The organism is Acinetobacter sp. ANC_7635 (assembly GCF_056779945.1).
The window spans coordinates 47,100-62,452 of sequence record NZ_JBWYIS010000011.1; the positions used below are offsets into that span (position 1 = coordinate 47,100).

The 15,353-nt window shown below is 39.4% G+C and carries 11 protein-coding genes; 6 read left to right on the forward strand and 5 right to left on the reverse strand.

All coding sequences use genetic code 11. The features are described 5' to 3' along the window. Nucleotides 1-2: 2 nt before the first annotated feature. The 3 genes from AC1M89_RS11780 to bamJ (AC1M89_RS11790) all read left to right on the forward strand — a co-directional run bounded on the left by AC1M89_RS11780 (nt 3) and on the right by bamJ (AC1M89_RS11790) (nt 3,816). Complete coding sequence (locus tag AC1M89_RS11780; protein WP_481596468.1) at nt 3-2,189, forward strand: polysaccharide biosynthesis tyrosine autokinase; 2,187 nt, start codon at nt 3-5, stop codon at nt 2,187-2,189. A gap of 182 nt (nt 2,190-2,371) precedes the next feature. Beyond that, nucleotides 2,372-3,079 carry a BamJ family beta-barrel-assembly machinery protein gene (gene bamJ, locus AC1M89_RS11785; RefSeq protein ID WP_035267750.1) on the forward strand — a complete coding sequence of 236 codons (708 nt, stop codon included), beginning with the start codon at nt 2,372-2,374 and terminating at the stop codon, nt 3,077-3,079. 47 nt (nt 3,080-3,126) lie between these two features. Further along, nucleotides 3,127-3,816, forward strand: coding sequence for a BamJ family beta-barrel-assembly machinery protein (gene bamJ, locus AC1M89_RS11790; protein WP_481596469.1), 690 nt, complete (start codon nt 3,127-3,129; stop codon nt 3,814-3,816). 71 nt (nt 3,817-3,887) lie between these two features. On the opposite strand, the gene murJ is transcribed toward bamJ (AC1M89_RS11790), so the two are convergent. Both murJ and ampD read right to left on the reverse strand, forming a co-directional pair. Next, entirely contained in the window at nt 3,888-5,441 is a 1,554-nt protein-coding gene (murJ, locus tag AC1M89_RS11795) for a murein biosynthesis integral membrane protein MurJ (RefSeq protein ID WP_481614254.1), read from the reverse strand. A gap of 68 nt (nt 5,442-5,509) precedes the next feature. Then, nucleotides 5,510-6,079, reverse strand: a complete 570-nt coding sequence (gene ampD / locus AC1M89_RS11800) for a 1,6-anhydro-N-acetylmuramyl-L-alanine amidase AmpD (RefSeq protein ID WP_481596470.1) — start codon at nt 6,077-6,079, stop codon at nt 5,510-5,512. Nucleotides 6,080-6,224: 145 nt separating this feature from the next. On the opposite strand from ampD, the gene nadC reads away from it, so the two are divergent. Further along, nucleotides 6,225-7,070 carry a carboxylating nicotinate-nucleotide diphosphorylase gene (nadC, locus tag AC1M89_RS11805; protein WP_481592142.1) on the forward strand — a complete coding sequence of 282 codons (846 nt, stop codon included), beginning with the start codon at nt 6,225-6,227 and terminating at the stop codon, nt 7,068-7,070. A gap of 433 nt (nt 7,071-7,503) precedes the next feature. Next, nucleotides 7,504-9,834 carry a DUF6351 family protein gene (locus AC1M89_RS11810; protein WP_481613477.1) on the forward strand — a complete coding sequence of 777 codons (2,331 nt, stop codon included), beginning with the start codon at nt 7,504-7,506 and terminating at the stop codon, nt 9,832-9,834. Between the two features lie 60 nt (nt 9,835-9,894). Here the strand turns inward: AC1M89_RS11810 and AC1M89_RS11815 are convergent, their stop codons facing one another. Further along, on the reverse strand, nt 9,895-12,126 hold the full coding sequence (locus AC1M89_RS11815; protein WP_481614248.1) for a phosphocholine-specific phospholipase C: 2,232 nt from the start codon (nt 12,124-12,126) through the stop codon (nt 9,895-9,897). 308 nt (nt 12,127-12,434) lie between these two features. After that, nucleotides 12,435-13,151 carry a ribonuclease PH gene (rph, locus tag AC1M89_RS11820; protein ID WP_481592138.1) on the reverse strand — a complete coding sequence of 239 codons (717 nt, stop codon included), beginning with the start codon at nt 13,149-13,151 and terminating at the stop codon, nt 12,435-12,437. A 444-nt stretch (nt 13,152-13,595) separates the two neighbouring features. Here rph and AC1M89_RS11825 point away from each other — a divergent pair, with 444 nt between their 5' ends. After that, a complete protein-coding gene (locus AC1M89_RS11825) occupies nt 13,596-14,018 on the forward strand; it encodes a hypothetical protein (RefSeq protein ID WP_481614249.1) in 423 nt (140 codons plus the stop codon). A gap of 171 nt (nt 14,019-14,189) precedes the next feature. On the opposite strand, the gene AC1M89_RS11830 is transcribed toward AC1M89_RS11825, so the two are convergent. After that, complete coding sequence (locus tag AC1M89_RS11830; protein ID WP_481614250.1) at nt 14,190-15,332, reverse strand: fatty acid desaturase family protein; 1,143 nt, start codon at nt 15,330-15,332, stop codon at nt 14,190-14,192. Between the last annotated feature and the right edge of the window lie 21 nt (nt 15,333-15,353).

Genomic DNA, 15,353 nt, shown 5'->3' on the forward strand with positions numbered 1-15,353 from the left:
TTATGAGTCAAACCGCGAATACCGAAGATACAATTGATTTAAAAGAATTATTTTTTTCATTAATCGCACAATGGAAACTGATTGCCTTGTGTGTGATTTTGAGTCTGGTCTGTGCCCTACTCTACTTGCGTACAACACCAGATACCTACTCTGTTGATGCTTTGGTCCAAGTTGAAGAAAGTAAAGGTACATCAGCTGCACTTTTGGGTGATCTCTCAAGTATGATTGAGCAGAAACAACCCGCTCAAGCAGAAATTGAAATCTTGAAATCTCGATTAGTCCTCGGTTCAGTAATCAATCAATTGAATCTTGATTTAAAAATTGAAGGTACTCAAAACTCATTTTTCGATCGGTTGTTTGCACCACATGACTATTCGACCAATTATTCACGTCAATCTGTGATTTTTAACGATGACGAACAATCTTTTGCGATTCCCCATTTCCATGTTCCTCAGAAATTTCGTGACCGTGCATTGGCACTTAATTTTACTGAGAAACAATTTACCCTGACGGATATAAAAACCGAAGAAGTGGTGCTAAAAGGTTCAGTAAACCAACTCAATCAAAGCTCTACCCGTGATGGCGTATGGAAAGTTGAGATTCGTACACAAGATCAATTGAATGACCGGTATCTCATCACCAAACAGTCTTTGCCTGCTGCGATGAAATCACTTTTGGCTAACTATTCAGTGGCTGAAAAAGGGAAAATGACTGGTGTTTTAGGATTAAACTATCAAGGTCAAGATAAAGAGCATATTACAAAAGTCCTGAATACGATTTTAAATGCGTATAGTCAGCAAAATGTAGAGCGACGTTCTGCCGAAACTGCGCAAACGCTCAAATTCTTGGATGAACAACTCCCAGAACTAAAACAACAACTGGATGTCGCCGAACGTGAATTTAACAAATTCCGTCAAGGCTTTAATACGGTTGATGTCACCAAAGAATCTGAATTGTATCTTACGCAAAGTGTTGCCTTAGAAACACAAAAAGCAGAACTTGAGCAAAAAGTCGCTGAAGCGGGTGCGAAATACACCAATGAACATCCAATCATGCAACAAATGAACGCTCAACTTGGCGCGATCAATAAAAAAATTAATGAATTGGATGGCACATTAAAACAACTCCCTGACTTGCAACGTCGCTATCTACAGTTATTCCGCGAAGTTGAAGTCAAACAACAGTTATATACAGCTTTACTTAATTCGTACCAACAACTTCGAATTGCGAAAGCGGGTGAAATTGGTAATGTTCGAATTGTTGATACTGCCGTAGAACCGATTGAACCGATTAAACCTAAGAAACTTATTGTTTTAGTTTTATCAATATTTGTCGGCGGTTTCCTCGGGACACTTCTGGCGCTGTTACGTAATATGATGCGTTCAGGCATCAAAGATTCTAGTCAAATTGAAAATGAATTAGATCTGCCGGTTTATGCAACGGTACCGCGTTCTCCAGTGCAAGAAAGCCGAATTAAGATGCTGAAAAAGCATAAGAAAATCCCAATTCTTGCCATTAAGAATAGCGATGATATTGCGATTGAAAGTTTACGCAGTATGCGCACGGCGATTCATTTTGCGCTGAGTTCAGCTCGAAATAATGTGATTATGATTTCTGGTCCTGCACCTGAAGTGGGTAAATCATTTATTTCAACCAATTTAGCAACAATATTAGCGCAAGCCGACAAACGTGTTTTGATTATTGATGCTGACTTACGTCGTGGTTATCTACACAAATATTTCAATATTGAAACACAGCCAGGTTTGACTGATTACATGACTGATCAGCACTCTCTACAAAATATTATTCGAGACACTGAAGTCGCTGGTTTAAGTGTGATCACTCGTGGTAAGAGTCCGACTAATCCGTCTGAAATGCTGAGTTCTGAAAAATTCAAACAGTTGCTTGAACAGCTTTCAACACAGTTTGATCATGTGATCATTGACACACCACCTATACTTGCGGTGACTGATGGTATTATCATTTCGCAATATGCAGGTGTGAATATTGTCATTGCTCGCTATGCGAAGACACAAATGAAAGAACTCGAAATCACAGTCAATCGTTTCGAACAAGCCGGTGTTAAAGTAAATGGCTTTATTCTAAATGACATTCAACGTAATGCAGCGGGTTATGGCTATGGTTATAACTATGCGTATGCATATAAAGCTTCAAAGGACAATGATTAATTATTGTTGAATAAAAGCCTGATCTATTCAGGCTTTTTTTATGCCGATCAAGCACTGTATATTTGTGAAATTTTGTTGATTTCATTGAAATTCTATATCGCTGAAAGTGAATTGACGCTATGCTGTTTTGGTTCCGCGATTTTAGAATGTCGCACATAGAATTGAAAATAATTGGAAATCTCATGAGTAAAGCTTTACCCATCGCTGTTGCTGTCGTTTTAGGCGGTGCTGCGCTCGTCCCTGTTTATTATGCAAGTCAACATCCAACATCTGCGACAGTTTCTAGCATGACTGCAGATGCAAAACCGATTGATAAAATCAGTTATGCACTCGGTTATGAAGTTGCCAGCCAAACTCCTCCTGAAGTTGCCATTGATCCGTTTATTGTCGGTGTCCGTGAAGCGCATGCTAAAAAAGAACGTGCCTATACCGATGAAGAACTGCAAACTGCCTATGTGGCTTTACAAAAAGAATTAGAAGAAAAGAAAGTCGAAGACTCTAAAGCTGCCAATGCACAAAGCAATAGCTTCCTTGCTGAAAATGCAAAAAAACCGAATGTTAAAACAACTGCTTCTGGTTTGCAGTATCTCGTCAGCAAAGAAGGTACAGGCAAACAACCTGCTGCAAACTCCGTGGTTAAAGTGCATTACACCGGTAAATTACTTGATGGCAAAGTCTTCGATAGCTCGGTTGAACGTGGTGAACCGATTGAATTTCCGTTGAATCAGGTCATCCCTGGTTGGACCGAAGGCCTACAATTGATGAAGGAAGGCGGTAAAGCAACCTTATACATTCCATCGAATCTGGCTTATGGTGAACAGGGCGTTCCTGGTACGATTCCACCAAACAGCACACTCATTTTTGATGTTGAATTAATCGAAGTCAAATAAATTAATCAAAAGGAGAGCCTTCAGCTCTCCTTTTTTGGATTTGAATGATGAAAAAAATCTCTATATTAAGCAGTCTGCTGATCCTCAGCTCTGGCTCATTTGCGGCAAACATTAGCAATAAAAGTACTGAAAAAGATCAGCTCGGATATAGCTATGGCTACGTAATGGGACGTACTAATGCGGATACATTAAAAGATATTAATTTGGATGCTTTTATTGAAGGATTGAAACAAGGCTCAACCGGTCAAAAATCGAGTTTAACCGATCAAGAAATGGCGCAGGCTTTAACCAAATACAAAAAGCAAAGCGAATCTAAACAGCTGATTGAATTTCAAAAATTAGCTGCAGAAAATTTAAAATCTGGGCAACAATTTTTACAAGAGAATGCCAAAAAAGCAGGTATCGTCACACGACCAACAGGTCTGCAATATCAAGTGATTCAGCAAGGTCAAGGCAAAACGCCTAAAGCGACGTCAAAAGTGAAAGTTCATTATGAAGGGCGTTTAATCGATGGCACGGTATTCGATAGTTCGATCGCGCGTAGTCAAGCGGTGGAATTCCAAGTGAGTCAAGTCATTCCGGGTTGGACTGAAGGCTTACAACTCATGAAGGAAGGTGCTAAATACCGCTTCTTTATTCCTGCTGATTTGGCCTATGGTGAGATCGGTTCGGGCGATGCGATTGAGCCGAACAGCACCTTAATCTTTGATGTCGAACTTTTAAAAGTTTTGCCTTAATGTTCACATGACTTATAAAAAACATCGCGTAAGCGATGTTTTTTTGTTTTATTTAGGGTCTGTTTAAAGCACTAGCCATGTTTTAATTGTCTTGGTCTAAAGCCAGTCGCAAATAAACCCAATACATAGGCAACCACACCTAATACACAAAGAGCAAGCACTTCAAATACACGAATCCACGGCGCTACATCTGGGTTATACCAGCTTAGGCCATACCATAGGGCTGCGATCATCACGGCGTTACCCACCATAAATTGGAAAAATAACTTTTTCCAGTGCGGACCAAATCGGAATATTTCACGTTTGTGTAAATAGAAATATAGCATCCCGGCATTGACTAAAGCAGAACCTGTAGATGACAACGCCAATGCCATATGGAGTTCTTCCCAGCCCATCCATTTGAAGATGCCAATAAAAACCACATTGAGAATGGCATTGGCTGCAACTGCCATTAGGCCAACATGTACTGGGGTTTTGGTATCTTGAATCGCATAAAATCCAGGAGCAAAGACTTTAATCAACATAAATGCCAAGACACCACCACTCATACATTGTAATGCCAAAGCGGTCATTTCTGTCGCTCGTGCATCAAAAGCACCGTGTTGGAACAGCGCTTGAATAATCGGTGTAGACAACATAAATAAAGCGATACTGGCTGGGATACCAGCAAATACGATGACACGTGCAGCCCAATCTAACATAGCCTTAAATTTAGTTTGATCCTGTTCAGCTTTACGCGCAGAGAGTGCAGGCAGAATCACCGTTCCGATGGCTACACCAATTAAGCCTAAAGGCAATTCGGTCATCCGTTCTGCTGTATAAAGCCATGACACAGAACCATTTTGCATAAAAGACGCCCAAATGGTATTGAGCAGCAAATTAATTTGTGTGACTGAAACCCCAAACAGTGCAGGCAACATTAATTTTAAAATGCGCTCGACACCTTCGTGCTTAAAATCAACTTTGGGTGGGATCAGGAGTTTTTTGCGCCACAGTTCCGGAATTTGTAGGGCTAATTGCAAAATGCCAGCAAACACCACTGCCCAACCCAATGCCATAATGGGTGTTTCCATATGTGGAGACAGCCACAAAGCCCCTGCAATCATTGCAATATTCAACAATACTGGCGCAAATGCGGGTGTGGTAAATGAGCCATAGCTGTTTAAGATACTGCTGGCAAATGCCGTCAGCGACATAAACATCAGGTAGGGAATGGTGAGACGGAATAAGTCGACTGATAAATCAAATTTGGCTGCATCGGCATGAAATCCTGGCGCATAAACATACAATATCGCAGGTGCAACAATCATACACAGCAAAGTTAATGCAGTCATCACGGTAAGCAAACATCCAAATACCCGACTAATTAGGATCTGAACTTCAGCATGGAGTTTGGTGGTTTTATATTCTGTGAGAACAGGAATAAATGCTTGGGAAAATGCACCTTCGGCAAAAAGACGCCTAAAAAAGTTGGGAATACGAAACGCTACGACAAAAGTATCGAAGTCTTTCCCTGCCCCGAACACATTTAACAGCACCATGTCTCGAATAAGCCCCATGACACGAGACAACATGGTCATTGCACTAACAATAAAGGTGGATCGCCAAAGCGCCATCATATTCACCACTTAAAAAGATTGACGATATTGTAATAAAACTTCGCTTTTAAATTGTTATTTCATTCGACAAAGCATCATATTTTTCGTTGTTTTAATTGATCTCTAAAATAACACCATTGAAAATGCGGTCCTGGATCGGTCTTTCGTCCAGGTGCAATATCTGAATGCCCTGCGATATGACTTTTAATTTTAGGATAAGCGTGTTGAAGTGTTGCCACGACCTCAACTAAAGCTTGGTATTGTTGTTCCGTAAAATCTTGATCATCACAGCCCTCTAGTTCAATGCCAATCGAATAATCATTGCATTCTGGATATGCCATGTACGTAGAGCGTCCTGCATGCCAAGCACGGTCTTTAAAATTAACAAACTGTAAAATTTCGCCTGACCTTAAAATCAATAAATGTGCTGAGACCTGCATCCCTTCAATGGTTTTAAAATAAGGGTGTGCATTCCAATCTAATTTATTTTGGAAAAACTGCTCAATATAGCCTCCTCCAAACTGTGAGGGCGGTAAGCTAATATTGTGGATGACCACCAGTTGAATGTCAGTATGGTCTGGTCTTTGATTAAAATTTGGTGAAGCAATAAATCTTGCACCTTGTAATACACCATCTACCACTTGAAGCTTGGGTACATTCGACATGTGTGATCTCAATCCGTGTTTGCAACTTATGACAATTCATCCACGCTCATCTTTGGAAAAGACTTGGACGAAAAAAACAGCACCATTACTTGAGGTGCAATGGTAATATATTGCTCATTTTTCTGGTGCCTACAATAGGGATTTTATGAGCATACCGCAATCTTTGCTTGAACAATCAATTCAAATCAATATCCAACAAGCATTGCAAGAAGATATTGGTGAGCGTGATATCACCGCATTGCTGACACCTGAAGATGAACAAGCAACAGCAACCATTATCAGTCGCGAAACGATGATTCTTGCAGGGCAACCGTGGGTGAATGCTTTAATTAAAGCCTATGATCCAAGCGTTGATGTGATTTGGTTAAAGCAAGATGGCGATCAAGTTCAAGCCAATGAGGCATTTTTAAAACTTGCCGGCTCAGCACGCAGTCTGTTAACCGTTGAACGCCCAGCACTTAATTTTGTACAAACCCTTTCTGCTGTTGCTACAAAAACGGCTGAATATGTGAAACATTTGGAAGGTTTAAATACCAAACTGCTTGATACACGTAAAACATTACCAGGCTTACGTATTGCGCAAAAATATGCGGTGGGTGTAGGTGGTGGTCAAAACCATCGTTTAGGTTTATTCGATGCTTTTTTAATTAAAGAAAACCATATTATGGCTGCAGGTGGTATTCAGCAAGCAATCGAAAAAGCGCATGCCATTGCACCAGGTAAACCTGTGGAAGTCGAAGTTGAAACTTGGGATGAGTTAAACCAAGCTTTAGATGCTGGTGCCGATATCGTCATGTTGGACAATTTCAGCCAACAACAAATGATTGATGCAGTCAAGCATGTGGCTGGTCGTTGTAAATTAGAAGCTTCAGGTAATATTACCATCGAGAACTTACGTGAAGTTGCTACTTCAGGCGTCGACTTTATTTCCATGGGTGTACTGACTAAAGATGTCAAAGCCATCGATTTATCTATGCGCTTTAACGCTTAATTGATTCAATCCTATCTCTCAATAAAAAAGGGGCTTTGCTCCTTTTTTTAATTGCTTAAAACTGTGATGCTACATTAACTTTATCGCAAGAATACAAAAAAATTTGAATTTATATGGTCCTAGTTGATACCTTCCACGCTTTAAGATTATTTTTTAATCAAAATCATGCTAAATCCATATAATGCAAAGTAAATCATTAAATTTCAACTATTTATTCGCCTTAATTTTACAATTATTCAATTTTCTGTCATGGAATGCTGCTCAATTTTCATTCATAGTGAAGCCAATAAATACAATTAAACCATGAGTTCGCATTGTCTAAATAATAGGAGGGTGTCAACGCATAGACCATGCTGAATGTCAGTGAATAAATAAAAAGAAATGCAGTCATCGGATCGATTGCATCCACCATGTTGTACATTAGGGAAATCACATGAAAACGCAAATGATCTATACGCTTTTAAGCGTCGCGATTAGTAGCAGCTTACTCGTCGGTTGTAAAAGCTCCAGCGAATCTGGGGGGAATTCAGGCGGTGGTAATGGATCACAGCCAACTCCGACCAATCCAACTGATCCTGACAATCCAACGAATAAACTTGAAAAAGAATTCGTGACTGTTTTATCAACTCGCCCCGATCTTGTGACAGATAATGATGTATTGATCGAATTAGACCCATCGATTAATTTTAATGACGCAAATATAAGCATTCATTTAAATGGACAGGACATCAAATCTCGCTTTTCTAATGCTCAGAATAGAGTGCTATTAGATGGATTACAGTTAGGGGAAAATCTACTTAAAATTGAAACACCAAATGAAATTCAAAATTTATATTTAAAAAATTTCAGTACCACAGGCCCTCTTTTATCTGGACCTCAAATTAATCCATGGACCTGTACCAACGGCTCGACTGATTTATTTTGTCGTAAACCTGTTCAATATAATTACTACTATCGGAATTTGGTCGGAACTTTACAAACCTATAATCCTGAGAAACCACCTTCGGCGGGCCTGATTTCCAAAATTAAGACCGATACAGGCGTAGAAGTACCATTTATCATTCGAGAAGAAGTCGGCTATCAAAATCGTGATGAATATCGGTTTGCTGTATTGTTTAATCCTAATCAGCCTTGGACTGCGCTGAATCCACAACCCCAATTTAATAATAAGCTGTTAGTAACCCATGGGCAAAGTTGCGGAAATGATTATCAGTCTGCAACTGCACCTACCGTGGTTGCGACATCAACTTCTATTTTGCCAGATATTACCATCAAGGCTTTGGGCAAAGGTTATGGCGTCATGTCTACGGCGCTATCCAACAGTGGACATAACTGTAATTTGGCGGTTCAAGCTGAATCAATCATTATGGCCAAAGAACGTTTTATCGAACAATACGGCACTTTAGACTACACGATTGGACAAGGCTGTTCAGGTGGCGCGCTCGCATCTCAATGGGTAGCTAATGCTTATCCAGGTGTATACCAAGGTTTGTTAGTAACGTGCTCCTTCCCTGATGCATGGAGTACAGCGTCTCAGTTTGCTGATTATCATATTATGATCAATTATTTTAAAACAGCAGAAGGCCGCTCTTTCCTCCCTCATCAAATTAACCATATTCAAGGTCATATTTCTGAGATTAATGGTTATGTCAGTGAACTTGCGCAATTCGATGTTGCTCGACCAAATACAATTTGTAGCGGAATATCAGAAACACAACTGTACAATGCCACCTCAAATCCGAATGGGACACGCTGTTCAATTCAAGAGGCTGCTGTAAATTTGTTGGGTCTCAGAAATCCAACTGAAGTTGATCCAAATACACAACAGCTTAGACAAATTTGGAGTCCTGTCGAAAACCAGCGAAATATTGGGTTTGCTAACCTACCAATTGATAATGTCGGTGTGCAATACGGGCTTCAAACCTTATTTGATGGTGTGATCAATGCTGAAAAATTTGTTTTATTAAATGAACGCCTCGGTGGAGTTGATATTGATATTAATCCAATTCCCGAACGGTTATATGCCACGGAGCAAGGTTTAAAAAATGCTTATCGAACTGGTTTAATCAATGTTGCCAATAATTTAGATCAAGTGGCGATTATTGATTGTCGTGGTCCAGATCCAGCAATATTCCATGATGCTTACCGAGCATTCGCGATTAGAGCACGTTTAGACAAAGCACATGGACATCATAACAATCAGCTTCTGTATGGAGGTGATACCATTATGATTGGCGATCTTAAATGTTTAGAAATCAGTTTCGATGATATGAACCAATGGTTGGATCGCGTAAAAAATGATACAAGCAATTTACCTCTGCCACAGAAACTCACTCGCAATAAAGTAAATCTTAACGACTCATGTATCACATTAGGAACGATTCGAAGATCTGGGTTCTGCAATAACCTTCGTGTACCAGTCTATAAAACACCGCGAATGGTAGCAGGTGATCAAATTAGTACCTACGCCAATAAATGTAAACTACAACCACTCACACGTCGTCTTTACCCCAATATTAACTTTACAGATGAGCAATGGGCTCGATTACAAAAAGTTTTTCCAGATGGTGTTTGTGATTACACCCAAGATCCTGTTGGGTTTGGTAAAACCTATCCTTGGTTAACCTATCAAAATCAAAATGGACAGATCAATGATGTCATTTATGGTGGTAAGCAACTGGATGAAGATCCAAATCGCCCTGAGGAGCTTATAATGCCTCAACTTCCGAAAGGTTGGATCTCTAATTCATTTCGACTGTCTTAATACCTGAATTTTTCAATTGTGAAAAAAGCCGTGAACATTCACGGCTTTTTTACTTCGTGTTTAAGATTTAGGTTGCAATAATCCCATCATAGGATCGGTACATGTATGCTGCCCTGTTTCAATACGTCCAGCAAATCGACGTTCATAAGCCTGCTCTCCCTGCTGTTGGGCGATCACAACATTAAAATCATACCATCCCCAAGACTCCGTTAAATCGAGATGAAGTTCAGCCTCATTCGATTGAGTTTTGACAGTCCACATTTTTTGATTGTAGTATGCATTGTCCTTGACCATCATCTCCACGACTTCAGCACCATCATGCCGTATTTTTAAAATTATTTTAGGTTGACAGGCTTCATAGCAAATTCGAATTTCTGGCAAATGATCTCTTTCAATTTGATGGTGAAGATTTCCCTTGAATGCTCGATGATAACCATTTGGTCCAAGTACCCAAAGATCATATTGATCATCTACTAGCTCCCAAACATCCTCAAGCTGTTTCCCTGCCTCCACCATAAAACGTCGAGGAATAGCATTTAAATCTAGTTTGTCATAGACATGGAAAACCGCACCTTGTTCTCCACCATTTGCAAAAATCAATTGTATGTTTCGGGTTGCAACCTGTACGCGCGCGCTGGTATGTAATAAATAAGGTAATGCTCGAGAATGACGTATTCCAGATTCTTGCACAGGAAATTGTTGATTTGATGGGACTGGAACCTTGCTCAGTTGCTCTTGCGAATGACGCGTATTGTCAGCTTCTTGTTTTGTTCTTTGCCCATTGAGTGTTGGCAGAATATTAAAGTTAGGTGTCTTAAAGTCAAACGCCGACGTAAGGTCACCACAGACCGCTCTACGATAAGGGCTAATATTAGGCTCTTGCACGCCAAAACGTTGCTCAAGAAATTGAATTATTGAAGTATGATCAAATACTTGAGAATTGACCCATCCCCCGCGACTCCACGGTGAAATGATATACATTGGAACACGTACTCCTGGACCATACACACCATGCCAGAAGTTTTCATTCTTACCATTTTTAAATTTTAATTCAGGCTGTGCTGTCGAACCTGATACACGTGGGTGATTGAAATATTCATATGATATCTCTTGTTCTGATAACGTGGTTTTACCATGAACTTTAACGATATCACCTGCTTCATTGATTTCTCTTGATGGTGCAGATGGCGATGGTACATGATCAAAGAAACCATCATTTTCATCAAAATTGACCAGTAAAACCGTCTGACTCCATAACTCTGGATCTGCCGTTAAAGTGTTTAACAGTTCTTGAATGTACCACGCGCCTTGAACAGGACTTGATGGTCCCGGATGTTCACTATACGCTGCCGGTGCGACCACCCAGCTCACCTGTGGCAATTTACCCTCTAAGATATCTTGTTTAAATTGTCCTAATAAACCGCCGTCCTTAGGCATCGTATTGGCAATACCCTTATAGAGAGGTTGTCGTTGATCAATACGCTCATCATATTCAGGTGACAAAATATTGGCATGGCTAACTGGCTGACCAGATAATTCATTGGCTTTGCGATATTGCTTAAATCCAGCCAAAGGATTATCCGTAAAATTATCGGGCATATTTTGATAAACCTTCCAACTGATCCCAGCCTGCTGTAAGCGTTCAGGATACGTGGTCCAGTCGTAACCGATCATTGATGAGCCAATACTATCAAACTCGTTGACTACACTCGCGACACCTGCAGCAGTTGGCCCATTGGTCCCTGTCCAAATAAATTTACGATTGGGATTAGTTCCCGCGTGCATAGCGCAATGATAGGCATCACATAAAGTAAATGCTTCCGCTAGTGCAAACTGGAACTCGAGCTCTTGTTTCTTAAAATAACCCATGGATTGAGGTTGTTTATGTTCCACCCAATTGCCCATACGCCCACAATCCCAAGCAGCTTGACCATCCTTCCATGAATGAGGTGTGCCCGAAACACGTTGAGCATTGCCCAATGAACTGTCTAGGTGATAAGGCAAAATTTTATTTTTGTTGGCGTCATACTGTTCCCACACCGCTCTTTTACCACTCAATGGAATGGTGAATCGATCACCAAAACCACGTACTCCTTTGAATGTTCCAAAATAGTTATCAAAAGAACGATTTTCTTGAGTCAAAATCACCACATGTTTCACATCCTGAATAGTGCCAGTTTCCACTTTTGCATCAATTGCTAAAGCTTTTTGAATACTCAGCGGAAAACTTGCTAATGCAGATGCACCCAATAATGTCTTGGTCGAATTTAAAATAAAGTCACGACGGTTCATACATTTATCCTATTTTTATTCTTGTTATGGTTATGGAGCACAGTGGATTTCACAGCTTGGATCTGAAGGTTGCGGTTTGGATGTTTGGTGATCATCATCTCCCCCACAAGCTGTTAACAAAATACTCGGTGTAAGAATGAATATAAAAAAATAAGCTCGCATGTAGTTATCCTTCTCGTTTTATGCGAACTCAGTGATACGCTTTTTTCGTGACGCTGTAATGAAACTTCAATTGCAAATCTATGAAATAAAAAAAGCACCTCTATCAAGGTGCTTTTTTGCAATTAACGCATGCTATCAGATGCGAATTACCAGCCTAGTGCTTGTTGTTGCTTTTGAATTAACTCTTGAATGCCTTTCTCAGCCATTTCAAGCATTGCGTTACATTGCGTACGCGTGAACGGTTTATCTTCTGCAGTACCTTGAATTTCAATAAACTCCCCCCCCTGAGTCATCACCACATTCAAGTCTGTTTGGCAGTTTGAATCTTCTTCATAACATAAGTCGAGTAGTACTTCGTCTTGATAGATACCAACAGAAATTGCAGCCACCAAACCTTTGAGTGGATCTTGTTTGATTTTCTTTTTCTCAAGTAATGAATTCATAGCATCAATCAAGGCTACAGCAGCACCTGTAATAGACGCTGTACGTGTACCACCATCGGCTTGAATAACATCACAGTCGATTGTAATCGTGTTCTCACCCAATTTCTTCAAATCCACCATAGCACGTAAGCTACGACCGATTAAGCGTTGAATTTCTTGAGTACGTCCACTTTGTTTACCACGAGCTGCCTCACGGTCACTGCGTGTATGGGTTGAACGTGGCAACATGCCATATTCAGCAGTCACCCAACCTTGGCCTTTTCCTTTCAAGAAGCGCGGTACTGAATTATCAACACTGGCAGTACAAAGAACTTTGGTATGACCAAATTCAACTAAAACTGAACCTTCTGCATAACGTGTATAGTTTCGAGTAATTTTAACGTCACGTAACTGGTCTAATGCACGCTGGTCAATACGCATAATACGTCCTAATTTTTACTTAAAAAAAGATTGGGCACATTATAGCAGATTGATGGCATCTGACTTTGTTATAAGTCCGTGTTTTAAAATTGCTGTTGCATTTAAAAACATGCATTGGTTTGAACTGAATTGACATAAAAAATGATCAGACTTCGTATAACGCCCATATGTAAAATGATCACTATTCTTGATAATGTGTGATTACATTTTGAACTTTTTCTTCACTGTGTATTTTGTTATTCTTTATTAAATTAGAATAATTGGATCTAGCATGACTAGCCCTATTTTTTGCATGAACTGCCAGAAGAGCAGCTAAAAAAGCTTTCCCAAGATGATATTCAAAAGATTCACCAAGCAATGAAATAGTATAACTCTATTTCATGAACGATCTGTATCAAGTCAAGAAGACGTAGCTGGGCTTTTATTTATTTCTGGAATTACAAAATGAATTTTTTTTTTAGTCATTTGCTTATAATATTTATATCCACTTTTTTAGTAGCTTGCACTCAAAAGACTTTATATTTAACTCCTGAAACTACAGGCTATATATATAGTATTGAAAGTAAAAAACCTATTGCCAATTATCATGGTTATATTGGATATGATACAGCTAGAGATAGTCATAATTCTATTACAACCGATAGCAAAGGTAAGTTTAAAATTTCTCCTGAAACACTAAAATATTATTTGATAAAACCAAGTTTAAAAGATTGGAATAAGAGTGCTGCACATATTTATATTCAATTTCCTGGTTTTAGAACGAAAATATATGATTATTCTGAAAAACTTCATGAACAAGTTTCTAATTCTGATCCTAGTAAGTTAGAACAACTAGATGTTGGAATAATATTTTTGTCTTCTGAATAACTTTAGATTTCTTACAATTAACGTAATACCCGTTTTTTAATTTAAGTACCTTTATTTGATTCAAAAGCCCGATCCCCACCAATCGGGCTTTTTTGTTGACTCTTCACGTTCCAAGCTTAAAACTTTGATTAATGCTTCACGTCTTTAATGAATTAAACTAAATAGTGATAGTCAGGCAAATATTCCTCTTAATTTTCTTATAGATTGAGAAATTTTAGCTGTTTTATCATTTGGTAAAGAACATTTAGCTAAACGAACCCAAACGCTCCAGAATTGTTTCATAAAGTTAGCTTCATTATAGTGAATGCCATATTCCTCACATAATGCTTTAATTTTTGGCGCAGCTTCTGCATAGCGATTTGCAGGCATATCAGGGAATAAATGATGCTCGATTTGATGACTCAAATTACCACTCAAAATATGCAGCCATGATGTTCCGGTAAAGTTACTTGAACCTCGAATTTGACGTAAATACCATTCTGCTCGCGTTTCGTTTTCGGTATTATCCATCTCAAATGTTTCTGCATCTTCAGTAAAATGACCATTAAAAATCACTGCAGATGACCACAGACTTCGAATCACATTTGCAACTGCATTTCCTACGAAGACAGGAAGCGCATTTGGACCAGCGATAAGGGGGAAAAAGACATAATCTTTCACTACCTGACGTCGTACTTTTTTTCTTAATTTTTCAGCATCTTTCCACACTTGTTTCCAAGATTTCGTTTTATAAACAAGCGCGTCTTCCAAGTGTAGGTTTTGAACACCGACATACCATTCAAAAAACACCATCAATTGAATCGCTAAGGGAATATTAAACAAAAATCTTGGTTCCCACGTTTGAGATGCTGAAACACGAAGTAGACCATAACCTACATCATGATCCATACCCACAATATTGGTATAGGTGTGATGTACATAGTTATGGGTATATTTCCAGTCATCGCCTGTTGAAATGGTGTCCCAGTCATATGTCGCACCGTTTAAACTAGGATCATTCAACCAGTCAAATTGACCATGCATCACATTATGTCCAAGCTCCATATTCTCAACAATTTTGGACACGCCCAGTAATCCTGTACCCACCAACCAAACAGGTGGAATCCAACCACCAAACATCAGCAATGCACGTGAGCCAATCTCGCTATAGCGAACAAAGTTGCGAATCTTATAAATATATTTGGCATCTTGTTCACCCAAATCATTCATAATACTGAGTCGGATCTGCTCAACGCGTTGTCCAAATGCTTCAATTTGCTCAGCGGTCAGATGTTTAGATTTTGATTGCCATGTTGTATTAAGTGACATATTCATTATTTTTCTCCAGTCTTATAC

Bases quoted from the DNA above. Each gene is read 5' to 3' on its own strand.
- rph (WP_481592138.1), bottom strand. From the start codon at position 13,151: ATGCGTATTGACCAGCGTGCATTAGACCAGTTACGTGACGTTAAAATT.
- AC1M89_RS11810 (WP_481613477.1), top strand. From the start codon at position 7,504: ATGAAAACGCAAATGATCTATACGCTTTTAAGCGTCGCGATTAGTAGC.
- bamJ (WP_481596469.1), top strand. From the start codon at position 3,127: ATGAAAAAAATCTCTATATTAAGCAGTCTGCTGATCCTCAGCTCTGGC.
- ampD (WP_481596470.1), bottom strand. From the start codon at position 6,079: ATGTCGAATGTACCCAAGCTTCAAGTGGTAGATGGTGTATTACAAGGT.
- AC1M89_RS11815 (WP_481614248.1), bottom strand. From the start codon at position 12,126: ATGAACCGTCGTGACTTTATTTTAAATTCGACCAAGACATTATTGGGT.
- bamJ (WP_035267750.1), top strand. From the start codon at position 2,372: ATGAGTAAAGCTTTACCCATCGCTGTTGCTGTCGTTTTAGGCGGTGCT.
- nadC (WP_481592142.1), top strand. From the start codon at position 6,225: ATGAGCATACCGCAATCTTTGCTTGAACAATCAATTCAAATCAATATC.
- AC1M89_RS11780 (WP_481596468.1), top strand. From the start codon at position 3: ATGAGTCAAACCGCGAATACCGAAGATACAATTGATTTAAAAGAATTA.
- AC1M89_RS11830 (WP_481614250.1), bottom strand. From the start codon at position 15,332: ATGAATATGTCACTTAATACAACATGGCAATCAAAATCTAAACATCTG.
- AC1M89_RS11825 (WP_481614249.1), top strand. From the start codon at position 13,596: ATGAATTTTTTTTTTAGTCATTTGCTTATAATATTTATATCCACTTTT.